This window comes from Pseudomonas sp. M20 (assembly GCF_045037865.1).
Classification (GTDB): Bacteria; Pseudomonadota; Gammaproteobacteria; order Pseudomonadales; family Pseudomonadaceae; genus Aquipseudomonas.
Genome location: NZ_CP173611.1, coordinates 753,559 through 779,536, shown reverse-complemented (window position 1 = coordinate 779,536; position 25,978 = coordinate 753,559). Strand labels below are relative to the sequence as shown.

Here is a 25,978-nt window from a genome sequence, read left to right as displayed (position 1 = left end):
ACTTGACTCACAAATCAAGTTTTAGCAAGCCCTATGCCTGAGTATATTCCTGCGGTACTGCGACATGTAGCGAAATCATGGCGCAATAAGGCAACTGAATGGTTCAGCTGCTTGGGATTTCCGGATCGCGCTTGCGCTTGTTGCCCATGCGCACGCCGATGTCCATCAGGAACTGGAAGAAACCTTCCTGATCTTCCAGCACATTGCTCCAGAACGGCGAGTGATACAGCGCCACAGCGCCGTGCACCAGCGCCCAGGCTGCGCAGTAGTGGAAGTACGGCGGCACGTCTTCGAGTTTGCCTTCGCTGATGCGGCCCTTGATCAACAAGGTCAGGCGTTCGAAGTTCGAGGCACGGATCTTGTGCAGCTCCTCGACCATCTCCGGCACCTGATTGCCCTTGACCACCTTCTCTTCGAGGCGGTCGAACAGGCGATAGCGCTGCGGGTCGCGCATGCGGAATTCGAAGTAGGCGCGGGACAGCGCTTCCTTGTCCTTGTCGACATCGGCCGAATGCAGCAGCTCGTTCAAATCGCGCTCGTAATCAAGCATCAGGCGCAGATAGATCTCGGCCTTGGATTTGAAGTGCTTGTAGATCGTGCCTTTGCCGATACCCACGGCATCAGCAATCATCTCGACGGTGACACTGTCTTCACCCTGGTCGAGGAACAGCTTGAGCGCGGTATCGAGAATTTCTTGCTCGCGGCGACGAAACTCACGGACCTTACGAGGTTCTTTGTGCATAAGAAAAGGTCTGAAGGGTCAAAATTCGAAGCCGCGTATTATGCCTAACTTGCGCAAAAATGCACGGATCATCCGACCATATCTGTGTTTCTTGTTCATTTTGAGAACGTTTTGGGCGCAATGAGAACTCAACTGAAGCGAACGTATTCCAAATTTGTTTAAAAACCCCGACCGGCTCACTGGACTGCACGCCAGACTGATCAATACTTGAACTGTCGGGCGATATCTCCCCCAAGTGTCGCGCCGATAAAGGTACCAAGGGACCGCGTGCCTTTGTTTTACTCCTAATGGTCTTAACCCGGATTCACCCCCCAGAACCCGGGTTTTTTTTGCCTGCGATTTGGCCATCGGCTACAGGGCAGATTTAACACTCGCCAGCGGGAACAGACGCTTGAAGTTCTCGGTGGTCTGCTCGGCAAAACGCTCGTAGTTTTCACCGCGCAACATCGCCAGGAATTCCGCCACCTCGCGCACGTATTGCGGCAGGTTGGGCTTGCCGCGATAGGGAATCGGCGCCAGATACGGTGAATCGGTTTCCACCAGCAGACGATCCGCCGGGACCTTGCTCGCGACATCGCGCAACGCATCGGCATTACGGAAGGTGACGATGCCCGACAGGGAAATGTAATAACCCATGTCCAGTGCAGCTTTGGCCATGTCCCAGTCTTCGGTAAAACAATGCAGCACACCGGCCTGCGGCAAGGCTGCTTCACGCAGCAGCTCAAGAGTGTCGGCGCGGGCGCCACGGGTGTGGATGATCACCGGTTTGCCAGTCTGCTGCGCCGCTTGCAGGTGCAGACGAAACGACGCCTGCTGCAGCTCAGCGGCTTCCGGTTCGTAGTGATAGTCGAGGCCGGTCTCACCGATCGCCACCACTTTCGGGTGATTGAGTTCGTGCAGCAGCCAGTCCAGCGCAGGCGCCGCGCCGGGTTGCACATCCAGCGGATGAACGCCGACCGAACAATCGACATCGTCATAACGCTCAGCCAGAGCTTTGACGTCGGCGGCGTTGTCAGCACTCACGCCGATGCACAGGAAGTGCCCTACTCCGCGCTCACGGGCCGCATCGAGTGCAGCACTCAGCGAGCCGTCGTGGGCGGCGAGGTCGAGGCGATCAAGGTGACAATGGGAATCTACGAGCATAAAAAGACGGCTACTTACATCGTATGAGTGGGACGGTCGGATTTAAGCGCTCCGGCCAGATGGGTTTCAATGCGACTGCGCGCGGTGTTGTCGCCGTCGTTGAACTGCACGCCGACACCGGCCGCGCGATTGCCTTGCGCCCCTTTCGGGGTGATCCACGCGACCTTGCCGGCCACCGGGATCTTCTCGGCCTCATCCATCAGGTTGAGCAGCATGAACACCTCGTCGCCCAACTTGTAACTTTTGTTGGTCGGGATGAACAGGCCACCGTTCTTGATGAATGGCATGTAGGCGGCGTAGAGCACCGACTTGTCCTTGATGGTCAGGGACAAAATGCCGTTGCGCGGCCCCGGGCTGACAGGTTCATTCATGTTGACCTCCACTACTGATGTTCAGAGTCTAGGTACACATTCTTATCTTTGACCAGGCAATCCCGCCCATTGCACCAACAACGCTTCCAGCAGCAAGGCCGGATTGAGGTTGGCCTTGCTCAGGACTTTCTGTCGCTGGGCGAGAATCCAGTCCTGAATCTCCAGGACTTTGCCTTGCGCACTTTTCTGCGCCAGGTACTGCACGACTTTGCGCATGTCGGTCAGACCGAGGCCGGCTTCATCCTGAGTCAATTGATAACGCAGGATCAGGCTCGACCAATCGCAGAACCAGTCGAACAGACGCAGCATCGGAATGCTTTTCCATTCCTCCGCCAGTTGCGTCGGCGATTGCTGCTGCTTGAGCAGCTTCTTCACGCCTTCGACCACTTGCGCGCGTTGTTCACGCACGCCCTGCGATTGCAGACTGACCGCCATCAGCGGCGAACCGGCGGCCAGCGTCAGCAGTTCGACACGTTCCTCTTCGGAGCAATCCGGCAACGCCTGAGCCAGCCATTGCAGACTCATCGCCTCGCCCGGCAACGGGCAGGCCTGCTGCACACAACGACTCTTGATCGTCGGCAGCAAACGGCTGGTCTGATGGCTGACCAACAGCAAAACCGTATCGCCGGACGGCTCTTCAAGGCTTTTCAGCAAGGCGTTGGCGGCGTTGATGTTCATCGACTCGACCGGCTCGATCAGCACCACTTTGCGCCCGCCCATCTGCGCAGTCTGCACCACGAAGCTGACCAGATCGCGCACCTGATCGACCTTGATTGCCTTATCGGCTTCTTCCGGTTCGAGGATGTAATTATCAGGGTGGCTGCCAGCCTTGAGCAGCAGGCAGGATTTGCACTCGCCGCAGGCTTCCGGCGTCGGCCGCTGGCACAACAGGCTGGCCATCAGGCGTTCGGCCAACGCACGTTTACCGATACCGGCCGGACCATGCAACAGATAGGCGTGCGCGTGCTGCTTACGCCCGGCCAATTGTTGCCAGAGGCTGTCCTGCCACGGGTAGGCCTCAGCCACGGGCCAGCTCCAGCAGATTAGGAATCAGGGTATCCAGCGATTGTTGAACCTTGGCCAATGGCTGACCGGCATCGATGCGCACATAGCGCGCAGGATCGGCTTCGGCACGTTTGAGGAAAGCGCTACGCACGGCCTCGAAAAACGCCCGACCTTCCAATTCAAAACGATCCAGACGACCACGGGCACTGGCGCGGGCCAGACCGATTTCCACCGGCAGATCAAAAATCAGCGTCAGGTCCGGGCGCAGATCACCTTGCACAAAGGTCTCCAGCGCGGCGATGCGCTCCAGCGACAAGCCGCGACCGCCGCCCTGATAGGCGTAAGTGGAATCGGTAAAGCGATCGCACAGGACCACCGCGCCTCGGGCCATGGCCGGGCGAATCACTTCGGCCAGATGCTGGGCACGTGCGGCGAATACCAGCAACAGCTCGGCGTCCGGATTCATGACTTCGTCGGCCGGCGCCAGCAGCACTTCGCGGATCCGCTCGGCCAGCGGCGTGCCACCAGGCTCTCGGGTCAGCACCACTTCGATACCGGCGGCGCGCAGGCGCTCGGCAAGGTATTCGCGGTTGGTGCTTTTGCCGGCGCCTTCAGGGCCTTCAAGGGTAATAAACAAGCCAGTCACAGGCAGTCCTTAATCAACGTCATTGCGTGTTTTGTGGTTCGGCTTCTGGAGTCGGCGCTGGCGCCTGTGGTGCAACTTGTGGCAACGACTCCGGCGCTGTATCCGGAGATGTTGCAGGAATCGCATCCTCGACAGCGGGAGCTGCTTCAGGCGTTGTCGCCGGCGCAGGGCTGGAGCGGTAATCCGTACGACGCTTGAGCTGATACTCACGCACCGCATTGTTATGGGCATCGAGATCGTCAGAGAACACATGACTGCCGTCACCACGCGCAACAAAGTACAGGCTGGTGCCGTCCACCGGGTTCAGTGCCGCGTGAATCGCTTCGCGGCCAACCATCGCGATCGGCGTCGGCGGCAAGCCGGGGATCACGTAAGTGTTATACGCCGTCGGCTCTTTCAGATGTGCACGGGTCAACTTGCCGGTGTAGCGATCGCCCAGACCATAGATGACGGTCGGATCGGTCTGCAACTGCATGCCCAGGGCCATGCGACGCACGAAGACACCGGCAATCTGCCCACGCTCCTGCGGCACGCCGGTTTCCTTCTCGACCAGCGACGCCATGATCAGCGCTTGATAGGGTTCGGTGTACGGCACATCGGCAGAACGACTTTCCCACTCTTTCGCCAGCACTTCATCGAGGCGATCAAAGGCTTTCTTCAGCAACTCGGCATCAGACATGCCACGCACGAAGCGGTAGGTATCGGGGAAGAACCGGCCTTCCGGAAACAGACCTTTATGGCCGATTTTGGCCATGACATCGCTGTCACTCAAACCGTTGAGGGTCTGCTCGACCTTGTCATCCTTGGCCAACGCGGCGCGCACTTGATGGAAATTCCAGCCCTCGACCAGCGTCAGGCTGTACTGCACCACTTCGCCACGCTTCCACAAGTCGATCAGACCGTTGACGGTCATACCCGGCTGCATGCGGTATTCGCCGCTGTGGATCGGTGTACCGGCGAGGTTGAAGCGCCAATAGACACGTAGCCAGAACGCGTCCTTGATGACGCCATCGGTTTCGAGGGAAAGGAACGTACGGGTCGGAGTGGAGCCTTTCGGCACATCCAGCAGTTCTTCCTGCGTGATGTTCAGAGGCTGTTCCAGTGCAGAGTGAATCTTCCAGGCGCTGGCGCCCATCAACAGCCCTGCCAGAACCAGTCCGGTTTCCAGCAGCAGCAAAAGTTTACGTCTCACAAATCAGGCATCCAGTAGGGCGCGGGCAATGGTTTGCAGTTTACGGGTGAGCGGGCCAACCGGCCAGCTCAGTGCAGCACAGGCGCGTACCGGCCAGACGCCATACACGCTGTTGCAGACAAACACTTCATCGGCCCATTGCAGCTGTTCGAGGCTGATGTCGGCGATCTGCGTGGGAATGGCCAGTGACTCGGCCTGAAACAATATTTCGGCGCGCATCACACCGGCGACGCCACAGCGCTTCAGGTCCGGTGTGATCAGCACACCGTCACGCACCAGAAACAGATTACTGAACACACCCTCGATCACTCGACCGACCTGATCAAGCATCAAGCCCTCGGCGTGCTCGCTGTCCTGCCATTCGGCACGGGCGAGAACCTGTTCAAGGCGATTGAGGTGTTTGAGTCCGGCGAGTAACGGCTGCTTGGCCAGGCGGGTGCTGCACGGGAACAGGCGAACGCCTTGTTCAGCATGCACAGCAGGATAAGCCGCTGGAGGATTGCCTTGCAGAATGCGGCGGCCCGGCGCCGTCGGGTCGGGCGCATAACCGCGCAAACCGTCGCCACGGGTGAGGATGAGCTTGAGCACGCCCTCGCCCATCGCTGCCGCATAGCTCAGCAGCTCGTGACGGATCAGCTCGATATCCGCCGCAATGGCCAGACGCGAGCAGCCATCGGCCAGGCGCGTCAGGTGTCGATCCAGCAGGATCGGCTGGCCCCTACGCACGGCGATGGTCTCGAACAGACCGTCGCCGTAAGCCAGGCCGCGATCTTTCAGCGACAGAGTGTCAGCCGGTTGACCGTCGACCCAGCTGTCCATCAGCCTGCGAACCGGCGGAACGCCAAGGTGCCGTTGGTGCCGCCAAAACCGAAGGAGTTGGACAGCACGACATCGATGTCCATGTTGCGCGCAGTGTGCGGCACGAAATCGAGATCGCAGCCTTCATCCGGCTCATCGAGGTTGATGGTCGGCGGTGCCACTTGGCTGTTGATCGCAAGAACGCTGAAGATCGCTTCAACCGCGCCCGCCGCACCTAACAGGTGACCGGTCATCGATTTGGTCGAGCTCACTGCCAGTTTGTAGGCGTGATCACCGAACACGGTCTTGATCGCATTGGCTTCGGCGAGGTCGCCGGCCGAAGTCGAAGTACCGTGAGCGTTGATGTATTGCACTTGATCGGCGTTGATCTTCGCATCGCGCAGCGCGTTGGTGATGCAGCGTGCTGCACCGGCGCCGTCGGCAGGTGGCGAGGTCATGTGGAACGCGTCGCCACTGGTGCCAAAGCCGATGAGTTCAGCATAGATGGTCGCGCCGCGCGCCTTGGCGTGTTCCAGCTCTTCGAGAACCAGTGCACCGGCACCGTCGGACAGGACGAAACCATCACGGCCCTTATCCCATGGACGGCTGGCGCGGGTCGGTTCGTCATTGCGGGTCGACAGCGCACGGGACGCGCCGAAGCCACCCATGCCCAGACCGCATGCGGCCATTTCGGCACCGCCGGCAATCATCACGTCGGCTTCGTCGTACATGATGTTGCGTGCCGCCATGCCGATGCAGTGCGTACCGGTGGTACATGCAGTGGCGATGGCGTAGTTAGGTCCCTGTGCCCCCAGGTGGATGGACAGGAAACCGGAAATCATATTGATGATCGAGCCTGGCACGAAGAATGGCGAGATTCGACGCGGGCCCGTCTCATGCAGAGTACGGCTGGTTTCTTCGATATTGGTCAGACCGCCGATCCCCGAACCCATGGCCACGCCAATGCGTTCACGGTTGGCGTCAGTGACTTCCAGACCGGCGTTGCGCACGGCTTGAAAGCCTGCGGCGAGGCCGTACTGAATGAACAGGTCGAGCTTGCGCGCTTCCTTGACCGACAGGTATTCCTCGACATTGAAGCCCTTTACCGAGCCGCCAAAGCGGGTGGAATAGGCAGAAAGGTCGGTGTGTTCGATCAGACCAATGCCACTGCGGCCAGCCAGAATGCCCTGCCAACTGCTCGGCACATCCGTGCCCAGTGGCGACAACATACCCATACCGGTGACTACGACGCGTCTACGCGACACAGCACTCTCCTTTTTCAAATGACGACGACTTTGCATCAGGCCTAAAGAAAAAACCGCACGCCATGATGGCAGTGCGGTTTTTCCATGACAGCAAACAACGATTACAAGCTATTACGCCTGATGGTTGGTAACGTAATCGATTGCAGCTTGTACAGTAGTGATCTTCTCAGCTTCTTCGTCAGGGATTTCGGTCTCGAATTCCTCTTCCAGAGCCATCACCAGCTCAACGGTGTCAAGGGAGTCGGCACCCAGGTCTTCTACGAAGGAAGCGGTGTTAACCACTTCTTCTTCTTTAACACCCAGTTGCTCGGCAACGATTTTCTTGACGCGCTCTTCGATGGTGCTCATACCTTGTTTTCACTCCTAATGGACAAATTCAGGCAGCTGGCCAGTGGGTAAGTGTATAGAAAGACTTTTCAGTTTTTCAACTGAAAGCTTCACTCCTCAAACCCTGCAGCCCTCTGCCTATAAATAGATTGCAGCTTTATAACGGATTTTAGACAGCTCGTATGACATTTTTTTGAAGCAATCCGTCACATTTTACTTACATGTACATCCCACCGTTCACCGGGATTGTAGCCCCAGTGACGTATGCCGCACCGTCGGATGCAAGAAAAGCGACCACAGACGCGATCTCTTGAGCTTGTCCCAGACGACCCAGCGGAATCTGCGTCTGCAAGGCTTCACGCTGTGCTTCAGGCAGCTCGCGCGTCATATCGGTGTCGATAAACCCTGGAGTTACCGAGTTGACCGTAATCGAACGCGAACCGACTTCACGCGCCATTGCACGGCTGAAACCTTCCAGACCGGCCTTGGCGGCTGCATAGTTTACTTGGCCTGCGTTGCCCATGGCACCCACCACCGAGCCAATACTGATAATTCGCCCCCAACGCGCCTTGGTCATGCCGCGCAGAACGCCCTTGGACAGGCGGAATAGACTGTTCAGATTGGTATCGATCACGTCGTACCACTCATCGTCTTTCATGCGCATCATCAGGTTATCGCGGGTGATGCCGGCATTATTGACCAGGATCGCCACTGGCGCACCGAACTGCTCCTGAATGCTCGCCAGTACTGCGCTGACCGATTCATCGCTGGTAACGTTCAGCTCAAGGCCAGTGCCCTGAATACCGTTTTCCTTCAGGGTTGCCGCAATGCGCTCAGCGCCCGAAGCGGAAGTCGCGGTGCCAACAACGATGGCGCCCTGACGACCCAGTTCCAGTGCGATAGCCTGGCCGATACCGCGGCTTGCACCGGTGACCAGTGCAACTTTACCTTGCAGACTCATGCAAGTTTCTCCTGATTCAGGCTTGCGCTGCACGAGCGGCAGCGAAAGCGTCTGGGGTATTGAGGTTGGATGTCGCGACGCCTTCGGCGCAACGCTTGTTCAGACCGGCCAGGACTTTGCCCGGGCCGCATTCGACCAGATTGGTCGCGCCCTTGGCGGCCAGAGTCTGTACCGACTCGACCCAGCGCACTGGCTTGTACAGTTGTTCGAGCAGGTCACGCTTGAGGGTTTCCAGATCGGCCGGCACTTGCGCGCTGACGTTCTGTACGACCGGGATCTGCGGCGCCTGCCAGTCGATGGCGGCAATGGATTCGGCGAAGCGTTCGGCTGCCGGGCGCATCAGCTCGCAGTGCGATGGCACGCTCACTGGCAACGGCATGGCGCGTTTGGCACCACGGGCCTTGCAGCCTTCAATGGCCCGCTCAACGGCTGCCTTGGCACCGGCAATCACCACCTGACCTGGCGAGTTGAAGTTGACGGCACTGACCACGTCACCTTGCGCAGCTTCAGCGCAGGCCGCCAGCACGTCAGCGTCTTCCAGACCGAGGATGGCAGCCATACCACCCTGCCCGGCCGGAACCGCTTCCTGCATCAGTTGACCACGGCGCTCAACGAGCTTCACCGCGTCAGCCAGTGTCAGGCTGCCAGCAGCGACCAACGCGCTGTATTCACCCAGGCTGTGACCGGCAACGAAAGCCGGACGCGCACCACCTTCAGACAGCCACAGACGCCACAGGGCGATCGAAGCGGTCAGAATGGCAGGTTGGGTTTTATCGGTTTGATTGAGCAGCTCTTCCGGGCCCTGCTGGGTCAGCGCCCACAGGTCATAGCCCAGAGCCTCAGAAGCTTCTTTGAACGTTTCGAGGATCGACGGATATTCCGCGCCCAGCTCGGCCAACATGCCGAGGGACTGCGAACCCTGTCCTGGAAAGACGAATGCGAGGGAAGCAGACATGTAACAAGCCCCTAATGATCTTGTCGTCGGAAAATGACGCCCCGCTGGGGGACGCAAGAAACTGACAGTTGGATGGCCCTTTGAACCGGGCGGTCACATTTAAGCATTGTCCGACGAAAACGCCTAAGACAACAAATCCTCCAGACGACCGTGGAGGCGCTCAGGCAGATTCTCCTGAATCTCGATCAGCGCCCGCTGAATCGCACTCTGAAAGCCCTGCACCCCGGCCGAACCGTGACTTTTCACGACGATGCCCTGCAAACCGAGAAAGCTCGCGCCGTTATGTCGCGCTGGCGCCAGATCCGCCTGCAAGCGCTTCATCAATGGCAGCGCCAAGGCACCGACCACACGGGAAGCGACGTTCTTTTTGAACAACGCCTCGATACGCACCGCGATCATCGTCGCCAGACCTTCGCTGGACTTGAGCAGGATGTTGCCAACGAAACCGTCACACACCACGACATCGGCCTCGCCACGATACAAACCGTCGCCTTCGATGAAGCCGATATAGTTGATACCGCGAGCAGCCTGCAACAGCGTCGCAGCGAGTTTGACCTGCTGATTGCCCTTGATGTCTTCGGTTCCGATGTTCAACAGCGCGACGCGTGGGCGATGAATACCCAGCGTCTGCGCCGCCACCGAGCCCATTACCGCAAACTGCAGCAGATGCTCGGCACTGCAATCGACGTTGGCGCCCAGATCGAGCAACTGGCAATAACCCTTCTGCGTCGGAATCGCGGCAACCATCGCCGGACGATCAATACCGGGTAACGTCTTCAGCACAAAACGCGACAGCGCCATCAGCGCACCGGTATTACCGGCACTGACACACGCCTGAGCCTTGCCGTCACGCACCAGTTCGAGAGCGACACGCATCGACGAATCCGGCTTGCCACGCAACGCCTGGGTCGGTTTTTCGTCCATGGTGATGACTTCGCTGGCCGCAACAATCGTCAGGCGCGCGCGATCGGCAGCCGATTGGCCGTTGAGCAATTCTTCAAGAAGGGAGGGTTGACCGACGAGGGTCAGGTGCAGCGAGGGCGTAGCAGACAGGCAAGCAAGGCTGGCCTGAACAATGCTGCGGGGACCGAAGTCCCCGCCCATTGCGTCAATCGCGATGACCTGAGCGGACAAGTGATTACTCGTCAGCGCCCTTGTCGATCACTTTACGGCCACGGTATACGCCTTCTGGCGATACGTGGTGACGCAGGTGAACTTCACCAGTGGTTTTTTCTACAGACAGGGTGCTAGCCTCGAGAGCGTCGTGCGAACGGCGCATGTCACGGGCAGAGCGGGATTTTTTGTTCTGCTGAACAGCCATAATTGATTAACTCCTAAACGTTTGGGTCACGCTTTAACTGCGCCAATACACTGAACGGGTTGGACCGCGTTGACTCGTCCTCGCTCGGTTCGGGCTCATCGAGACCCGCCGGCTGCTGGCATTCTTCCGGATGATGAGCAGGCACAATGGGCAAGGCGAGCAGAAGCTCCTCCTCGACCAGTGACTGCAGATCCAATGGATCTTCGCCCAGTTCCAGCACGTCATAACCTTTCGGCAACGACTGGGTATTCGCACCCTCTTTCACCACAGCATAACTGCATTCGCTGTGGATCGGCAGGGTGACCAGCTCAAGACAACGCTGGCAAACCATTTTGACCTCGGTGTCGATAAAGCTGTGAATTACCACAGATTTACGTTCATCTCGTTCAAAAACGAATTTCGCCTGCACCGTACCGACATTGTCGGAAAGCGGGTCGCAGAGTCTCTCCAAATCGGCCAGCAGCATTTCACCTTGAAGGGTGGTGCCACGATCAGCCAATTTGCGCGGGTCAACGTGAGGTGGAATCGGGTCATTCAACATAGGCGCAGCATTATAGGGATGCACCCACCCATGTCAAAGGAAATTGTGCCCTGTCCGTCACTTGCGTGCCTCCGCTAGAATTCGCATCTGCCTCAGGAGACGCGAATGCTGCCTTTATTACTCGCTTCAAGCTCGACATATCGTCGCGAATTGCTCGCCCGCCTGCACCTGCCGTTCGTCTGCAGCTCGCCGGATATCGATGAAAGCCACCGCCCAGATGAATCAGCGATCGAACTGGTCAAACGCCTCGCCGAACAAAAAGCCCGGGCATTGGCCGACAGCCACCCCGCTCATCTGATTATCGGTTCGGACCAGGTCGCCGTGCTCGGCGAGCAGATTATCGGCAAGCCGCATACTTTCGAAAAGGCTCGCGAACAATTGATGGCCGCCAGTGGCGCCAGCGTGACCTTCCTGACCGGCCTGGCCCTGCTTAACAGCAAAACCGGGCAATGCCAGGTCGACTGCGTGCCGTTCACCGTACACATGCGCACACTGGATCAGGCGCGCATAGAACGTTACTTGCGCATTGAACAACCTTACGACTGCGCAGGCAGCTTCAAGGCGGAAGGCCTTGGCGTGAGCCTGTTTCAGTCCACCCAAGGCCCTGACGCCACCAGCCTGATCGGCCTGCCACTGATTCGCCTGATCGACATGCTGCTGATCGAAGGCGTGCAGATCCCGTAAAGCAAAAGATCGCAGCCTGCGGCACCCCCTACACCGATCTGTGTAGGAGCTGCCGCAGGCTGCGATCTTTGATCTTTACAACGAATCAGCGCAACGAAGGCCCGTGGAACCCCATCCACATCGCCAACTGCTCAGCGACACTGGCACCGAGCTTCTTCGAGAAGCGATCGAACGGCGATTCCTGAACGGTGAAGTCCACCAGCTCCTTCTCGCCAATCACATCCCGCGCCACCGAACTGGCATTGCCCAGACCATCAATCAATCCCAGCGGCAGCGCCTGCTCGCCCGACCAGACCAACCCAGAGAACAGCTCTGGATGATCCTTGTCTTTCAGACGATCACCACGCCCCTGCTTGACGCTGTTGATGAACTGCTTGTGCGTCGTATCGAGCACGCTCTGCCAGAACGCTGTCTCTTCAGGCTTTTGCGGCTGGAACGGATCAAGGAACGACTTATGCTCGCCCGAGGTGTACGTACGACGCTCGACGCCAAGTTTCTCCATGGTGCCGACAAAACCGTAACCGGCCGCCGTCACACCAATCGAACCGACCAGACTCGCCTTGTCGGCGTAAATCTGATCCGCCGCACTGGCGATGTAATAAGCACCGGACGCACCCAGATCGGAAATCACCGCATACACCTTGATCTCCGGGTGCAGGCCGCGCAGACGCTTGATCTCGTCATACACATAACCCGACTGCACCGGACTGCCGCCCGGGCTGTTGATCCGCAGGATCACGCCCTTGACCTTCTTGTCCTCGAACGCCGCGCGCAGGCTGCCGACGATGTTGTCGGCGCTGGCCGGCTCTTTGTCGGCGATCATGCCGGTGACGTCGATCAGCGCGGTGTAGTTCGGTCCGCGCGCGGCGCTTTTTTCCATGTCCATCAGCGGCGTGAACAAAATCAGCGCAACAAACAGATAAACAAATGTCAGCAGCTTGAAGAAGATCCCCCAACGCCGCGAACGACGCTGCTCTTGCACACCGGCGAGCAGGGTCTTTTCCAACAGCTTCCAGCTTTTCTCGTCACCGCCGTCGGCACTTGCCTTGGCCGGTGCTTTCCATTCGTCGGTCATGCCATCCACCCCAGCAAAAACGTATTAAGCCTGCTGCCCCAGCCAGGCATGCAATTCAGAAAAACGGTCGATCGACAGACGTGGCTCGAACTGCTGCAGCGATTCGATCGATTGCGCGCCATAACTGACCGCGACCGAATCCATCCCCGCGTTACGCGCCATCAGCAGATCGAAGGACGAATCACCAACCATCAGCGCCTGCTGCGGACGCACACCACAATGCGCAAGGATCTGCTCCAGCATCAGAGGGTGCGGTTTGCTGGCAGTTTCATCGGCAGCGCGGGTGATATCGAAATAATCTTCCCAGCCATTGGCCTTGAGCACCCGATCCAGGCCGCGACGATTTTTGCCGGTGGCGACAGCGAGGTGATAGCCCTGCTCACGAAACGACGCCATCGACTCGACTACCCCTTCGAACAACGGCGAAGGCACGGCCTCTGCAGCGATGTAGTGATCGGCGTAATACTCGCGAAACAAGGTCATTTCGGCATCGCTGATCTCGGGGTACAACGTGCGAATCGCCTCGGGCAAGCCCAGACCGATAATGCCTTTGACGGCAAAATCATCACGCAACTCGAAACCGGAGCGCCCGGATGCAGAGTGCATCGCCTCGACGATCCGATGGATGGAATCGGCCAGCGTGCCGTCCCAATCGAAAATCAGCAGCTTGTAATCAGATGGGCGCACTCAATCGCTCCACGGTCTTGGCCCACATTTCATCGACCGGTGCCTGCAAGGTCAGCTTGCCACCATCGGGCAGCGGCACGGTCAGCATGTAAGCGTGCAGGAACAGGCGCTTACCGCCCAGATCACGGATTTCCTTGGTGAAATCCTCATCGCCGTACTTGCTGTCGCCAGCGATGCAATGGCCAGCATGCAAGGTGTGCACGCGAATCTGGTGGGTACGACCGGTAACCGGTCTAGCCTCGACCATGGTGGCAAAATCACCGAAACGGCGCAGCACCTTGAACATGGTCAGGGCTTCTTTGCCTTCTTCGTTGACTTCAACCATGCGCTCGCCGGAACGCAGATTGCTCTTGAGCAACGGCGCACTGACTTTCTTGATCGAGGTCGCCCAGTTGCCACGCACCAGCGCCATGTAGCGCTTGTCGACGCCATCGCCGCGCAATTGCTCGTGCAAGTGGCGCAACATGCTGCGCTTTTTCGCGATCATCAGCAGGCCGGAGGTATCACGATCGAGACGGTGTACCAATTCCAGCTCTTTGGCATCGGGACGCAACTGACGAAAGGCTTCGATCACCCCGAAGTTCAAGCCACTACCGCCGTGAACCGCAATGCCGGCGGGCTTATTGATCACGATCAGGGCTTTGTCTTCGAAGACAATCGAAGCTTCCAGGCGCTGCAACAGACCCTGTGCCAGCGGCACCGGCTCATCGCGCTCAGGCACGCGAACCGGCGGCACGCGCACGATATCGCCAGCCTGCAGCTTGTATTCGGGCTTGATCCGACCTTTGTTCACACGCACTTCGCCTTTGCGCAAAATGCGGTAAATCAAGGTCTTGGGCACGCCTTTGAGCCGAGCGAGGAGGAAATTGTCGATTCGTTGGCCGGCATACTCCGGCGAGACTTCAAGCAATTGAACGCCTGGAGTCGAAGGGGCAGTAGTTGTCATGCCGCGGATGATAACAATTTTTATGGAATTGAAGCACTTAATCATTACTGCTATAGTCGCGAACGCCGCCAAAAGCGGCCTGGACAGAGGAACCACGGTCAAAAACCGGCCCTGACCAACGCAATTCACCAGGACGCGAGGCCGTCCTACGGGGCTTTCGCTACGTAACGGTGGAGTTTGCAGTTGTAACAAGCGCAGGTGACATGAGGCCTGAATTACACCGCCGAGCGGAGTTTTTACTCGCCTGGCAGGCACACATTCAAGGCCAGTTCACAAAGTGCAGTCAGCTGCAGATGACCCCGAGCGAATGCTTCGGAAACAACGCCTGAATTAGCCATGATGCGTGACCTCCCCTTTCGGAGCTCACGGTAAATGCCAACCCGCTGCGGATTCTGCGCGCGGCAGCACCCGAATTATCAGGGATACGTGTAGGGTGGAGATGCACAACCGCTGGACTGTGTAGCAATAGGCTTTATCAAGACGCTTCATCTCGTCCACAGCCGCTGGTTGATTCCTCCTCCTGACTGAGTGCTTAAGTAGCCACAGCAAGCAGGACGCGTACGTCGCTATATCGGCCCAATTGGCCGCATATCGCTGGACACGGGAATGGCCAACCACTCCCGACGCACCTGACACCGACCGTGAGAAGTCGTGTGTGCCGAACGCCGTTTCCGGCAGCCCGGAAACCGACGGTACTACATGAAAAGAATGCTGATTAACGCAACTCAACCCGAAGAGTTGCGTGTTGCACTGGTAGATGGCCAACGCCTCTACGACCTGGACATCGAATCCGGTGCACGCGAGCAGAAGAAGGCCAACATCTATAAAGGCCGCATCACTCGCATCGAACCAAGCCTTGAGGCTGCCTTTGTCGATTTCGGCTCCGAGCGCCACGGCTTCCTGCCCCTCAAAGAAATCTCCCGCGAATACTTCAAGAAAGCTCCTGAAGGCCGCGTCAACATCAAGGACGTCCTGAGCGAAGGCCAGGAAGTCATCGTTCAGGTCGAAAAAGAAGAACGTGGCAACAAGGGCGCAGCCCTGACCACCTTCATCAGCCTGGCCGGTCGTTACCTCGTGCTGATGCCGAACAACCCGCGTGCCGGCGGCATCTCCCGTCGCATCGAAGGCGAAGAGCGCAACGAACTGCGTGAAGCGCTGAACGGCCTGGTTGCACCGGCCGACATGGGTCTGATCGTGCGCACTGCCGGCCTGGGCCGCAGCAGCGAAGAAATGCAGTGGGACCTCGACTACCTGCTGCAACTGTGGACCGCCATCAAAGAAGCCTCGCTGGATCGCTCCGCGCCTTTCCTGATCTACCAGGAAAGCAACGTGATCATCCGCGCGATCCGCGATTACCTGCGCCAGGACATCGGCGAAGTGCTGATCGACAGCGTTGAAGCCCAGGACGAAGCCCTGACCTTCATCCGCCAGGTGATGCCGCAGTACGCCAGCAAGATCAAGCTGTACGAAGACAGCGTGCCGCTGTTCAACCGTTTCCAGATCGAAAGCCAGATCGAGACCGCTTTCCAGCGCGTCGTTGAACTGCCTTCCGGCGGCTCCATCGTCATCGATCCGACCGAAGCCCTGGTGTCCATCGACATCAACTCGGCGCGCGCCACCAAAGGCAGCGACATCGAAGAAACCGCTCTGCAGACCAACCTTGAAGCCGCCGAAGAAATCGCCCGTCAGTTGCGCCTGCGCGACATCGGCGGCCTGATCGTCATCGACTTCATCGACATGACCCCTGCCAAGAACCAGCGCGCCGTGGAAGAGAAAGTCCGCGAATGCCTGGAAGCCGACCGTGCTCGCGTGCAGATCGGCCGCATCTCGCGCTTCGGCCTGCTGGAAATGTCCCGTCAGCGCCTGCGTCCGTCGCTGGGCGAAAGCAGCGGCATCGTCTGCCCGCGTTGCAACGGCACCGGCATCATCCGCGACGTTGAATCGCTGTCGCTGGCGATCCTGCGCCTGATCGAAGAAGAAGCTCTGAAAGACCGCACTGCCGAAGTGCGCGCTCAGGTGCCAATCCCGGTCGCCGCGTTCCTGCTCAACGAAAAACGCAACTCGATCACCAAGATCGAACTGCGCACCCGTGCCCGCATCATCATTCTGCCGAACGACCACCTCGAAACCCCGCATTTCGAAGTTCAGCGTCTGCGTGACGACAGCCCGGAAGCCGCGACCAACCAGTCCAGCTACGAAATCGCTGCTGCCGCTGCTGAAGTCGAAGAAGTTCAGCCAGCCGCTGCGACCCGCACCCTGGTTCGCCAGGAAGCAGCCGTTAAAACTGCACCGGCCCGTGCCAACGCTCCGGTTCCGACCGAAGCCGCCGCGCCTGCCGCTCCAGCACCGGCCCCGGTTACCGCGCCAGAGCCAAGCCTGTTCAAAGGCCTGGTGAAATCGCTGGTCAGCCTGTTCGCCACCAAAGAAGAGCCAGCCGCTCCGGTTGTGGTTGAAAAACCAGCCGCCGAACGTCCGGCCCGCAACGAAGAGCGTCGCAACGGTCGTCAGCAGAGCCGCAACCGTAACGGTCGCCGCGATGAAGAACGCAAGCCGCGCGAAGAACGTGCCCCACGTGAAGAACGTGCCCCACGTGAAGAACGTGCGCCACGCGAAGAGCGCGCGCCACGTGAAGCCCGTGAAGTCCGCGAGCCTCGTGAAGCCCGTACCGAAGCGCCAGTTGCCCGTGAAGAACGCGCTCCTCGTGCTCCGCGTGAAGAACGTGCTCCACGTGCACCGCGTGAAGACCGCAAGCCACGTGGCGAGCGTGAAGAACGTGTACGTGAACTGCGCGAGCCTCTGGACGCCACTCCAGTGGCTGAAGCTACCGCAGCCGTTGTCGCTGAAGAGCGTCCGGCCCGTCAGCCACGTGAAGAACGCGCACCGCGTCCGCCGCGTGAAGAGCGTCAGCCACGCGCCGAACAGGCCGCTGCTGCCGTCGCTGAAGAAGAAGTGAACAGCAACGAAGAGCAACTGCCGGAAGACGGTTCGGAGAACGCCGAAGGCGATCGTCCACGTCGTCGTTCGCGCGGTCAGCGTCGTCGCAGCAACCGTCGTGAGCGTCAGCGTGATGCCAACGGTAACGTGATAGAAGGTTCGGAAGAATCCGAAGCCGGCGAAAACGCTGAAGAGCCAAGCACCGCCGATCTGGCCGCAGGCCTGGCTGTTACCGCAGCCGTTGCCAGCACCGTGATCAGTGCTCCGGCGGAAGCCCAAGCCCACGAGCAAGCTGAACTCGCCACCGCCACTGTGCAGGAAACTGCTCCAGTGGAAGCGCCAGTTGTTGAAGCGACTACGCCAGTGGAAGTGATTGCTGCTCCGGAAGTCGAAGTGGCACCGGTTCAGGAAACCCTGCCTCAGGTAGAGCCAGCTCCAGCCGTGGTTGCCGAGCCGGTGGTTGAAACCGTCGCTGAAACCGTGACCGAAACCGTGCGTGAAGTTCGCGAAGAGCAGACCGCTTTCAACTGGGTCGCCGAGCCGGCTGTTGCTGAAACACCAGCGCCAGTGGTTGAGGCACCGGTTGTTGAAGCGCCAGTGTTCGAAACCCCGGTGGTTGAAGCTCCTGTGGTTGAAGAGAGCAAAGTTGCCGAGCCAGTGGTCGTTGCTGAACCAGCACCGGTTGTCGAAGCACCTGTCGTTGCCGAAGCGCCAGCTCCAGTGGTTGAAGCACCGGCTCCGGTCAGCGCCCTGACACCAAGCGGCCGCGCGCCGAACGACCCACGTGAAGTGCGTCGTCGCAAGCGTGAAGAAGAGCGTCTGCAGAAGGAAGCCGAACTGGCTGCCGCTGCTGCTCCGGTTGCTGAAGTGGTCGAGGCAGCGCCTGCCCCGGTCGCTGAAGAAGCGGTTGTCGAAGCGGTGATCGCTGAAGCACCACGCTCCGTTCAGGACGCGGTCGAGCAGCACCAGGAAGCCGAGGAAAAAGAACACGAGCCTAAACCACTCGTGTAATTTCCAAAGCCAATAAAGAGCCCCGCCCGGTGAAAACCTGGCGGGGCTTTTTTATGCCTCGATTTTTTGTGGTGGACTCTAGATCCAACCCCCTCACCCCAGCCCTCTCCCCACGGGGCGAGGGGGAAAGGGAGCCGATCTCCGTGTGCTTCAAGGCCGGAGTTCGACTCGAAGTTTCAGGTCGGTGTACCTTGAAAGAACACCTCGGTCAGTCCCCTCTCCCTCTGGGAGAGGGTTAGGGTGAGGGCTTCTAAGGATTCACACAGATCTCAAGACGAGGCAAAAACCAAAGCCTCAGGCACATCGATATCCCACAGCACACCTGGGTCATCGACGGCAATCTCCACCACCCTACCCTGCTTGAACAAAGGCCGAGCCCCACGATCGCCGCTCAACCCCTGCAACCCCAAACCAAACGACCGCCCAAACCCCACCGGATGGCCAAACTCGCCATCCTGCACCGGCACGCTCACCGCATCATCTGCAATGGCCGCGACCACCCGCTCAATCGTCGACGACAGGATAAACGGCATGTCTCCAAGCACAATCAACCAGCCATCGGCGTCCGTACAAGCGGCGACACCAGCGGCAATGCTGTCACCCATCCCGGTCGACTCGATCGAGACCACGTCACAGCCATAAGCCTGCGCCATGCGCATCGCCTGTGGCCGCGCCTCAGTCGTCACCATGACGCGCTTATCAAGACCGGCCGGCAGATTCACCAACACCTGCTCGATCACCGAACGCACCGCACCATCACGCCCGGTGCAGTCCGCCAGCAACTTGTCCTTGTCCGCACCCGCCACCTGGCGAAAGCGACTGCCCTCGCCCGCTGCCAGCACAATCACTGCAATGGATCGACTCATGCGCCCTCCAGTGTTTTCTTCTGCTTCAACTCGACACCGTTCTTGATCGCGACGATTTCTGCCAACAAGGACAAGGCAATTTCCGCCGGTGAATGACTGCCGATGTGCAGACCGATCGGCCCGTGCAGTCGATCGATCGCCTGTACCGACAAGCCTAGCTGAGCGAGATTCTCCCGACGCTTCTGACTGTTGACCCGAGAGCCGAGCGCGCCAACATAGAAGGCTGGCGAATCCAGCGCCGTGAGCAACGCCATATCATCCAGACGCGGATCATGAGTCAGCGCGACAATCGCCGTGCGCTCATCGGTCTGGATGCTCAGCACCGCGTCATCCGGCATGCCCGGGACGAAACGCCCGTGGTGCTCTTCCCAACCGTAGACAAACTCGGTACGCGGATCGCAAATCAGCACCTCGAAATCCAGCAGCCGCGCCATGTCCGCGACGTAGCGCGACAACTGTCCGGCGCCGATCAACAACAATCGCCAACGCGGGCCGTAGATGGCTCGCAGGTTTTTGCCGTCGAACGCCAGCGAATCAGACTTGCTCGCCGCCGACAGCAACACTTCACCGGTTTCAATGTTCAGCTCACGGGCGACGATCTCGTGCGCTTCACAACGCGCGAGCAATTCGGCAACCCACGCAGGATCGCCAACCCGCTCTCCGGTCAGGCGCAACGTACCGCCACAAGGCAATCCGAAGCGCGCCGCCTCCTCTCGCGTGACGCCATAAGTGATCAACTGCACCGGCGGCCCATCGCTGGCGATGCGGCCGTCGTGCAAACGGGCAATCAAGTCATCCTCGACGCACCCGCCCGACACCGAACCGATCACCACGCCATCCTCGCGCAACGCCAACATCGCGCCGGGAGCGCGAGGCGCCGTGCCCCAGGTCTGCACCACGCTGAACAGCACCACCCGCTGTCCCGCGCGGCGCCACTCAAGGACGCTGCGCAGGACGTTGAGGTCGACGCTGTCCATTACGCCTCTGCCTTCTGCCAGCCCTGCAACTGATAGCGCACCGGCAGGTTGCGAATACGCTTGCCGGTGGCGGCGAAAATCGCGTTGCACAGCGCCGGGGCAATCGGCGGTACGCCCGGTTCGCCGACACCGCCCAACGGGACGTCGCCCGGTGGCGTTACCAGATGCACGGCAACTTCCTTCGGCGCCAGCGACATGCGCGCCACTTCGTACATATGGAAGTTGTCCTGCTGGACCTTGCCGTCCTTGAAGCTGATTTCGCCCAGTACTGCGTTGCCCAAGCCCATCACGCAAGCGCCTTCGAACTGCGAGCGAATACGTTCTGGGTTGATCTGCGGCCCGCAATCCACGGCAATATCAGCCTTATGCACGATCAGCGTGCCATCGTCCTTGACCTCGACTTCGATCACCGCCGCCACATAGGTGACGAAGCTGTAATGCACCGCCAGACCGAGACCACGCCCCTTCGGCAGTTTGCGCCCCCAACCGGCAGCTTTCGCGGCGGTTTCCAGCACGGCGCGCATGCGTCCGGTATCGATCGGATAACGCTCGGGAGACTCACCGTAGTTCCACTCTTCGCTCAAGGTACGCGGGTCGATCTGCCGATCCGCACCGAGCAGTTTGATCTGGTACTTGAGCGGATCTTCGCCGGCCTTGTGCGCCAACTCATCGACGAAGCTCTGAATTGCGAAACCATGGGGAATGTTCGACACCGAGCGATACCAGCCGACTCGCGTGTGCACGGTGGCTTCGGGGTTTTCCAGGCGCACGTTAGGAATGGCGTAGGCCATGTTGGTGAAACCCATGCCCAGTTCGAACGCGGCTTCATGGTTCATCCCCGGCGCGAACAGCGCGGTGATGCTCGGTGCCACGGTGCGATGCAGCCAACCGGACGGCATGCCGTCCTTGCCCACGCCCGCCTTTAGATACTCGGCGGACACGGTGTGGAAATAGGAGTTGTGGATGTCATCTTCACGCGTCCACTGCACCCGCACTGCTTTACCGGGAAACTCCTTGGCGAGGATCGCCGCCTCAACAACGAAGTCCGGCTTGGATTTGCGCCCGAAACCGCCGCCGAGCAGTGTGACATTAAAGGTGACATTGTCGAACGGCAGACCAAGGCGCTCGCCGATTCGTTCGCGGGTAACTTGCGGCGCCTGACTTGGCGCCCATGCCTCGCAAACCCCGTCCTGGTAACGGGCGATGGCGACCATCGGTTCCATCGGCGCCTGCGCCAGATGCGGCAGATAGTAAGAAGCTTCAAGGGTGCTGGCCGCGCCACTCAACGCCTTGTCGATATCGCCAGTGTTGCGCACCACTTTGCCGGGTTTCAGCGAGGCGGCTTCGAGTTCCTTGCGATAGGCAATCGAGTCGTAACTGGCATTCGGGCCATCGTCCCACTCGATTTTCAAAGCTTCGCGGCCCTTGATCGCTGCCCAGGTATTGCTGGCCACGACAGCCACGCCGCCTAACGGCTGAAATTCCGAAGGCAGCGGACGCCCTTCAATCTGCATCACTTTGAGCACGCCGGGGACTTTCAGCGCCGCGCTGTCGTCCAGCGATTTGACCTTGCCGCCGTAAACTGCCGGGCGCGCGATGGTCGCGTACAACATGTCGTCGAAATGCACGTCAGCACCGTACACCGCACGACCATTGACGATGTCGTCACCGTCGATGGCCTTGGTGCCTTCTTTGCCAATGTAGCGAAATTCCGATGGCTGCTTGAGGCGCAGGCTGTCACGCGCCGGTACTGCCAATGCGCTGGCCGCGGCGGCGAGTTCGCCATAGCCCAGCTCACGGCCGGACGGTTTGTGAATGATTTTATGCAACTGCGCGTGACATTCGCCGACCGGCACTTTCCACTGCGCAGCGGCAGCTTGCTCGAGCATGGTCCGCGCCGCCGCGCCACAACGCCGCATCGGTTCGTACCAGTGACGCATGCTGCGCGAACCGTCGGTGTCCTGGTTGCCGAAGCGCACCTCATCACCCGGCGCCTGCTGCACTTTGACGTGCGCCCAATCGGCTTCCAGCTCATCAGCGACGACCATAGTCAGACTGGTACGCACGCCCTGGCCCATTTCCGAACGGTTGCACACCACGGTGACCGTGCCGTCAGCGGCGATGCTGACGTAGACCTTCGGATCATCGATCCAGCCATTGGGCATGCCATCGGCGCCGAACTGTTTCGGCTTGTCCTCGGCCAACGCATCCTGCCAGCCCCAGCTGGCGGCCAGCACCAGTGCACCGGTAGCGCCGACGCCTTTGAGGAAACCACGACGGCTGAGATTGCTCAGGGCGAAATCATTCGGAAGGCGACTCATGCCTTGGCCTCCTTCAAGTGAGTGGAAGCCTGACGAATAGCGGTTTTGATCCGGTTATAGGTGCCGCAACGGCAAATGTTGCCGACCATGGCTTCTTCGATCTGCTCGTCGCTCGGATTCGGGTTGGTCTTGAGCAACGCCGTGGCCGACATGATCTGCCCGCCCTGACAGAAACCGCATTGAGCCACAGCACTGTCGAGCCAGGCTTGCTGGACCACCTGCCCGACCGGGTCAGCATGAAGATTATCGATGGTAGTAACGTTCTGCCCGACCACCGAGCCAATCGGCGTGATGCAACTGCGCGCCGGCAAGCCATCGATGTGAATGGTGCAGGCGCCACACAGGCCCATGCCGCAGCCGAATTTGGTGCCGTTGTAACCAGCAACATCGCGAATAGCCCAGAGCAGCGGCATGTCTTCCGTGACATCAAGTGAATGGTCTTGGCCATTGAGTTTCAGGGTAATCATGGGCACGCCCGCATATTTTTAGTGGTTATCGGGTCGAGCAATCTGCCGCCGTTGAATCGGCGGTGGTTCACGCAGATCGACTCAGGCTAATCAGGCTCTCTTGTGCCGACGCGAACGTCTGCACCGGGCCTTTTGTGAAGCAAATGACGGTTATCGTTAGCTCGCTAAGTTAACCCAACATTAACGAAAAAGCCCTGCTGAGACAGGGCTTTTCAGTTACGAGCTTTTAGCTACAAGCTGCAAGTAAAAGCAGTAGCTGGCTCACCATCAAGATTGTAGCTTGCCGCTAAAAACTTGAAGCTCGCAGCTGCACTAATAGCGATTGGGCTCCATTTCCAGCTCGACATTGAAACGTTCGGCAATGTCTTTCTGGATGCGTTGCGCCAGATCGAGCAGTTGCAGCCCGGTTGCCGCGCCGTAGTTGACCAGCACCAACGCCTGCAATTTATGCACGCCGGCATCTGCCTCACGGAAACCTTTCCAGCCAGCGCGCTCGATCAACCAGCCCGCGGCCAGTTTCATCTGCCCGTCCGGTTGCGAGTAGGCGACCACATCCGGATGCTGCGCTTTGATCTGCGCGACGATGGCCGCCGACACCAGCGGATTCTTGAAGAAACTGCCGGCATTGCCGAGCACTGCCGGGTCCGGCAGTTTTTCACTGCGGATGCTGCAAATCGCGCGGCTGACATCGGTCGGCGTCGGCTGCTCGATACCTTGCTCGGTCAGGCGCTGGCGCACCGGGCCGTATTCCAGATGCAGATGTGCAACGCGATTGAGCGCGAAGCGCACCCGCAAAATCAGCCAACGTCCCGGCTGCTGCTTAAACAGACTGTCGCGGTAGGCAAAGTTGCATTCTTCTAGAGTGAAGTCGCGCAACTCGCCGGTCTGACGATCCAGCGCGGTGAGGCCGGCGAACACATCCTTGATCTCGACACCGTAAGCGCCAATGTTCTGCATCGGCGCAGCGCCGACAGTGCCGGGAATCAGACTGAGGTTTTCCAGTCCGGAAAAGCCCAGCGCCAGTGTGTGTTGGACAAACGGATGCCACGGCTCGCCCGCTTCAGCCTCAATCACCACGCGGTTGCCGTCATCACTGATGACGCGGATCCCGCGCGTTGCCATGCGCAGCACCAGCGCCGGAATATCAGCGGTCAGCAGCAAGTTACTGCCACCGCCAATCACCAGCAACGGCACGTCGTGCGCCGTGGCATACGCCAGCGCTTCACGGACATCGGCATCGCTGCGGGCTTCGGCGAACAGTTGCGCACGAACATCCACGCCAAAACTGTTGAACGACTTCAGGGAAACCTGCGGTTGCACCTGCAAACTCATAACCGGCCCTTCACTTCGATCAACAACTGGTCACACGCGGCTTCGATCAGATCCAGCACCTGCTCGAAACCCTGATCGCCGTCGTAATACGGATCCGGCACTTCATCGACCACACCGGCATAACGACGCAGAAACAGATCCAGCTCTGCTTTACCGGTAGACGGTTGCAATGCCTTGAGGTTGCGCAGGTTGCTGTTGTCCATCGCCAGAATCAGATCGTAACTGGCGAAATCGGCACGACTGACCTGTTGCGCGCGTTGCGCCGACAGGTCATAGCCGCGCACTTTGGCCGCAGCCTGGCTGCGTTTGTCCGGCGGGTTGCCGACGTGCCAGTCACCGGTGCCGGCGGAGGCCACTTCGACCTGATCCGCCAGCCCTTCTTCACGCAGTTTGTACCGCAACACGCCTTCAGCCGTGGGCGAACGGCAAATGTTGCCCAGGCACACAAACAGAACGCGCATCAGGCCCCCAGCAGGCGACGAACGCGCTCGAGGTCTTCAACCGTGTCGACGCCGGTTGGCGGCGCGATCAGCGCATCGGCGACATGAATCCGCACGCCGTGCCACAGGGCACGCAGTTGCTCGAGGGATTCAGTGTTTTCCAGCCAGCACGGGCCCCAGCTCACGAAGTCATGAAGGAAACCGGCGCGGTAGGCGTAAATGCCGATGTGACGACGGTATGGCACGCCTTCAGGCAATTGCTCGCGGCTCTTGGCGAACGCGTCGCGTGCCCACGGCAGCGTCGCGCGGCTGAAGGTCAGCGCCAGACCGTTGAGGTCGCTGACGACCTTGACCACGTTCGGATTGAACAAGGTTTCCACGTCCTCAATCGGCTCGGCCAGCGTGGCCATGCGCGCTTCAGTGTGGGCGGCCAGATTGGCGGCAACCTGATCGATCACGCTCGGCGGGATCAGCGGCTCGTCACCCTGCACATTGACCACTATCGCGTCGGGTTCAAGGCCCAGTTTCGCCGCGACTTCGGCCAGACGATCGGTGCCGGAATTGTGATCTTCACGGGTCAGCACGACTTCGGCGCCAAAGGCCTTGCAGGCCTCGACGATGCGCGCATCGTCAGTCGCAACCACCACGCGGGAGGCGCTGCTTTTGCTCGCCTGTTCCCAGACGTGCTGGATCATCGGCTTGCCGGCGATGTCCAGCAGCGGCTTGCCCGGCAAGCGGGTCGAGGCGAAACGCGACGGGATGACAACGGTGAAGGCGGTGGTCATTTATCCAGACGCTCGTCAGTGGTCAGGGTACGGGCTTCGCTTTCGAGCATCACCGGGATGCCGTCGCGGATCGGGTAGGCCAGGCCGGCGCCCTTGCTGATCAACTCGGTCTTGTCGGCGCTGAGCTTGAGCGGGCCTTTGCAGATCGGGCACGCGAGGATGTCGAGCAATTTGGTGTCCATGAAC

Annotated in this window: 27 protein-coding genes; 2 read left to right on the top strand and 25 right to left on the bottom strand. The window is 59.5% G+C overall.

Annotated elements, in window-relative coordinates:
- Positions 1-103: 103 nt before the first annotated feature.
- From ACI514_RS03515 to ACI514_RS03450, 14 genes are all read right to left on the bottom strand, one after another.
- Positions 104-742, bottom strand: coding sequence for a TetR/AcrR family transcriptional regulator (locus tag ACI514_RS03515; RefSeq protein WP_160059005.1), 639 nt, complete (start codon positions 740-742; stop codon positions 104-106).
- Between the two features lie 351 nt (positions 743-1,093).
- Entirely contained in the window at positions 1,094-1,885 is a 792-nt protein-coding gene (locus tag ACI514_RS03510; RefSeq protein WP_160059006.1) for a TatD family hydrolase, read from the bottom strand.
- 14 nt (positions 1,886-1,899) lie between these two features.
- On the bottom strand, positions 1,900-2,256 hold the full coding sequence (locus tag ACI514_RS03505; RefSeq protein ID WP_007950801.1) for a PilZ domain-containing protein: 357 nt from the start codon (positions 2,254-2,256) through the stop codon (positions 1,900-1,902).
- A gap of 42 nt (positions 2,257-2,298) precedes the next feature.
- Entirely contained in the window at positions 2,299-3,282 is a 984-nt protein-coding gene (locus ACI514_RS03500) for a DNA polymerase III subunit delta' (protein ID WP_160059007.1), read from the bottom strand.
- Positions 3,275-3,907, bottom strand: coding sequence for a dTMP kinase (gene tmk, locus ACI514_RS03495; RefSeq protein ID WP_007908268.1), 633 nt, complete (start codon positions 3,905-3,907; stop codon positions 3,275-3,277). The genes ACI514_RS03500 and tmk overlap by 8 nt, the downstream gene beginning before the upstream one ends.
- Positions 3,908-3,926: 19 nt before the next feature.
- A complete protein-coding gene (gene mltG / locus ACI514_RS03490; RefSeq protein ID WP_160059008.1) occupies positions 3,927-5,099 on the bottom strand; it encodes an endolytic transglycosylase MltG in 1,173 nt (390 codons plus the stop codon).
- Between the two features lie 3 nt (positions 5,100-5,102).
- The gene (gene pabC, locus ACI514_RS03485; protein ID WP_160059009.1) at positions 5,103-5,918 is read right to left on the bottom strand and encodes an aminodeoxychorismate lyase; all 816 of its coding nucleotides are present in this window, start codon (positions 5,916-5,918) and stop codon (positions 5,103-5,105) included.
- Positions 5,918-7,162, bottom strand: a complete 1,245-nt coding sequence (fabF, locus tag ACI514_RS03480; RefSeq protein ID WP_093435430.1) for a beta-ketoacyl-ACP synthase II — start codon at positions 7,160-7,162, stop codon at positions 5,918-5,920. Before fabF ends, pabC begins: the two co-directional genes overlap by 1 nt.
- 111 nt (positions 7,163-7,273) lie before the next feature.
- Positions 7,274-7,510 carry an acyl carrier protein gene (gene acpP / locus ACI514_RS03475; RefSeq protein WP_003442511.1) on the bottom strand — a complete coding sequence of 79 codons (237 nt, stop codon included), beginning with the start codon at positions 7,508-7,510 and terminating at the stop codon, positions 7,274-7,276.
- Positions 7,511-7,706: 196 nt separating this feature from the next.
- Entirely contained in the window at positions 7,707-8,450 is a 744-nt protein-coding gene (gene fabG, locus ACI514_RS03470; protein ID WP_008086267.1) for a 3-oxoacyl-ACP reductase FabG, read from the bottom strand.
- Between the two features lie 16 nt (positions 8,451-8,466).
- Positions 8,467-9,405, bottom strand: a complete 939-nt coding sequence (fabD, locus tag ACI514_RS03465; protein WP_160059010.1) for an ACP S-malonyltransferase — start codon at positions 9,403-9,405, stop codon at positions 8,467-8,469.
- A 123-nt stretch (positions 9,406-9,528) separates the two neighbouring features.
- Entirely contained in the window at positions 9,529-10,539 is a 1,011-nt protein-coding gene (gene plsX, locus ACI514_RS03460; RefSeq protein WP_160059011.1) for a phosphate acyltransferase PlsX, read from the bottom strand.
- 4 nt (positions 10,540-10,543) lie between these two features.
- Entirely contained in the window at positions 10,544-10,726 is a 183-nt protein-coding gene (gene rpmF / locus ACI514_RS03455) for a 50S ribosomal protein L32 (RefSeq protein WP_003179396.1), read from the bottom strand.
- A 13-nt stretch (positions 10,727-10,739) separates the two neighbouring features.
- Positions 10,740-11,267 (bottom strand): YceD family protein, encoded by a 528-nt coding sequence (locus ACI514_RS03450; protein ID WP_160059012.1) that lies wholly within the window; start codon positions 11,265-11,267, stop codon positions 10,740-10,742.
- A gap of 105 nt (positions 11,268-11,372) precedes the next feature.
- Between ACI514_RS03450 and ACI514_RS03445 the strand changes: the two genes are divergently transcribed.
- The gene (locus tag ACI514_RS03445; RefSeq protein WP_160059013.1) at positions 11,373-11,951 is read left to right on the top strand and encodes a nucleoside triphosphate pyrophosphatase; all 579 of its coding nucleotides are present in this window, start codon (positions 11,373-11,375) and stop codon (positions 11,949-11,951) included.
- 85 nt (positions 11,952-12,036) lie between these two features.
- Here the strand turns inward: ACI514_RS03445 and sppA are convergent, their stop codons facing one another.
- The 3 genes from sppA to rluC are packed head-to-tail and all read right to left on the bottom strand — an operon-like array spanning position 12,037 to position 14,659.
- Positions 12,037-13,026: a signal peptide peptidase SppA gene (gene sppA / locus ACI514_RS03440; RefSeq protein WP_160059014.1), complete on the bottom strand. Its 990-nt coding sequence runs from the start codon at positions 13,024-13,026 to the stop codon at positions 12,037-12,039.
- Positions 13,027-13,050: 24 nt separating this feature from the next.
- The gene (locus ACI514_RS03435) at positions 13,051-13,713 is read right to left on the bottom strand and encodes an HAD-IA family hydrolase (protein ID WP_160059015.1); all 663 of its coding nucleotides are present in this window, start codon (positions 13,711-13,713) and stop codon (positions 13,051-13,053) included.
- Positions 13,700-14,659 (bottom strand): 23S rRNA pseudouridine(955/2504/2580) synthase RluC, encoded by a 960-nt coding sequence (gene rluC / locus ACI514_RS03430; protein ID WP_405123088.1) that lies wholly within the window; start codon positions 14,657-14,659, stop codon positions 13,700-13,702. Before rluC ends, ACI514_RS03435 begins: the two co-directional genes overlap by 14 nt.
- Positions 14,660-15,358: 699 nt before the next feature.
- Here rluC and rne point away from each other — a divergent pair.
- Positions 15,359-18,604, top strand: a complete 3,246-nt coding sequence (gene rne, locus ACI514_RS03425; RefSeq protein ID WP_160059016.1) for a ribonuclease E — start codon at positions 15,359-15,361, stop codon at positions 18,602-18,604.
- A gap of 269 nt (positions 18,605-18,873) precedes the next feature.
- Here rne and ACI514_RS03420 read toward each other — a convergent pair whose 3' ends face one another.
- From ACI514_RS03420 to ACI514_RS03385, 8 genes are all read right to left on the bottom strand, one after another.
- Entirely contained in the window at positions 18,874-19,470 is a 597-nt protein-coding gene (locus ACI514_RS03420; protein WP_405123087.1) for an NTP transferase domain-containing protein, read from the bottom strand.
- Positions 19,467-20,447 carry an XdhC family protein gene (locus tag ACI514_RS03415; RefSeq protein ID WP_160059018.1) on the bottom strand — a complete coding sequence of 327 codons (981 nt, stop codon included), beginning with the start codon at positions 20,445-20,447 and terminating at the stop codon, positions 19,467-19,469. The genes ACI514_RS03420 and ACI514_RS03415 overlap by 4 nt, the downstream gene beginning before the upstream one ends.
- Positions 20,447-22,768 (bottom strand): molybdopterin cofactor-binding domain-containing protein, encoded by a 2,322-nt coding sequence (locus ACI514_RS03410; protein WP_405123086.1) that lies wholly within the window; start codon positions 22,766-22,768, stop codon positions 20,447-20,449. Before ACI514_RS03410 ends, ACI514_RS03415 begins: the two co-directional genes overlap by 1 nt.
- Complete coding sequence (locus tag ACI514_RS03405) at positions 22,765-23,235, bottom strand: (2Fe-2S)-binding protein (protein WP_034155364.1); 471 nt, start codon at positions 23,233-23,235, stop codon at positions 22,765-22,767. Before ACI514_RS03405 ends, ACI514_RS03410 begins: the two co-directional genes overlap by 4 nt.
- 312 nt (positions 23,236-23,547) lie before the next feature.
- Positions 23,548-24,567, bottom strand: a complete 1,020-nt coding sequence (gene murB / locus ACI514_RS03400) for a UDP-N-acetylmuramate dehydrogenase (RefSeq protein WP_160059020.1) — start codon at positions 24,565-24,567, stop codon at positions 23,548-23,550.
- Positions 24,564-25,028, bottom strand: a complete 465-nt coding sequence (locus ACI514_RS03395) for a low molecular weight protein-tyrosine-phosphatase (RefSeq protein WP_160059021.1) — start codon at positions 25,026-25,028, stop codon at positions 24,564-24,566. The genes murB and ACI514_RS03395 overlap by 4 nt, the downstream gene beginning before the upstream one ends.
- Positions 25,028-25,792 (bottom strand): 3-deoxy-manno-octulosonate cytidylyltransferase, encoded by a 765-nt coding sequence (gene kdsB / locus ACI514_RS03390; protein WP_160059022.1) that lies wholly within the window; start codon positions 25,790-25,792, stop codon positions 25,028-25,030. Before kdsB ends, ACI514_RS03395 begins: the two co-directional genes overlap by 1 nt.
- Positions 25,789-25,974: a Trm112 family protein gene (locus ACI514_RS03385; RefSeq protein ID WP_003174668.1), complete on the bottom strand. Its 186-nt coding sequence runs from the start codon at positions 25,972-25,974 to the stop codon at positions 25,789-25,791. The genes kdsB and ACI514_RS03385 overlap by 4 nt, the downstream gene beginning before the upstream one ends.
- Between the last annotated feature and the right edge of the window lie 4 nt (positions 25,975-25,978).

Bases quoted from the DNA above. Each gene is read 5' to 3' on its own strand.
- ACI514_RS03515 (WP_160059005.1), bottom strand. From the start codon at position 742: ATGCACAAAGAACCTCGTAAGGTCCGTGAGTTTCGTCGCCGCGAGCAA.
- ACI514_RS03510 (WP_160059006.1), bottom strand. From the start codon at position 1,885: ATGCTCGTAGATTCCCATTGTCACCTTGATCGCCTCGACCTCGCCGCC.
- ACI514_RS03505 (WP_007950801.1), bottom strand. From the start codon at position 2,256: ATGAATGAACCTGTCAGCCCGGGGCCGCGCAACGGCATTTTGTCCCTG.
- pabC (WP_160059009.1), bottom strand. From the start codon at position 5,918: ATGGACAGCTGGGTCGACGGTCAACCGGCTGACACTCTGTCGCTGAAA.
- acpP (WP_003442511.1), bottom strand. From the start codon at position 7,510: ATGAGCACCATCGAAGAGCGCGTCAAGAAAATCGTTGCCGAGCAACTG.
- fabG (WP_008086267.1), bottom strand. From the start codon at position 8,450: ATGAGTCTGCAAGGTAAAGTTGCACTGGTCACCGGTGCAAGCCGCGGT.
- fabD (WP_160059010.1), bottom strand. From the start codon at position 9,405: ATGTCTGCTTCCCTCGCATTCGTCTTTCCAGGACAGGGTTCGCAGTCC.
- rpmF (WP_003179396.1), bottom strand. From the start codon at position 10,726: ATGGCTGTTCAGCAGAACAAAAAATCCCGCTCTGCCCGTGACATGCGC.
- ACI514_RS03450 (WP_160059012.1), bottom strand. From the start codon at position 11,267: ATGTTGAATGACCCGATTCCACCTCACGTTGACCCGCGCAAATTGGCT.
- ACI514_RS03445 (WP_160059013.1), top strand. From the start codon at position 11,373: ATGCTGCCTTTATTACTCGCTTCAAGCTCGACATATCGTCGCGAATTG.
- sppA (WP_160059014.1), bottom strand. From the start codon at position 13,026: ATGACCGACGAATGGAAAGCACCGGCCAAGGCAAGTGCCGACGGCGGT.
- rluC (WP_405123088.1), bottom strand. From the start codon at position 14,659: ATGACAACTACTGCCCCTTCGACTCCAGGCGTTCAATTGCTTGAAGTC.
- rne (WP_160059016.1), top strand. From the start codon at position 15,359: ATGAAAAGAATGCTGATTAACGCAACTCAACCCGAAGAGTTGCGTGTT.
- ACI514_RS03420 (WP_405123087.1), bottom strand. From the start codon at position 19,470: ATGAGTCGATCCATTGCAGTGATTGTGCTGGCAGCGGGCGAGGGCAGT.
- ACI514_RS03415 (WP_160059018.1), bottom strand. From the start codon at position 20,447: ATGGACAGCGTCGACCTCAACGTCCTGCGCAGCGTCCTTGAGTGGCGC.
- ACI514_RS03410 (WP_405123086.1), bottom strand. From the start codon at position 22,768: ATGAGTCGCCTTCCGAATGATTTCGCCCTGAGCAATCTCAGCCGTCGT.
- ACI514_RS03405 (WP_034155364.1), bottom strand. From the start codon at position 23,235: ATGATTACCCTGAAACTCAATGGCCAAGACCATTCACTTGATGTCACG.
- murB (WP_160059020.1), bottom strand. From the start codon at position 24,567: ATGAGTTTGCAGGTGCAACCGCAGGTTTCCCTGAAGTCGTTCAACAGT.
- ACI514_RS03395 (WP_160059021.1), bottom strand. From the start codon at position 25,028: ATGCGCGTTCTGTTTGTGTGCCTGGGCAACATTTGCCGTTCGCCCACG.
- kdsB (WP_160059022.1), bottom strand. From the start codon at position 25,792: ATGACCACCGCCTTCACCGTTGTCATCCCGTCGCGTTTCGCCTCGACC.
- ACI514_RS03385 (WP_003174668.1), bottom strand. From the start codon at position 25,974: ATGGACACCAAATTGCTCGACATCCTCGCGTGCCCGATCTGCAAAGGC.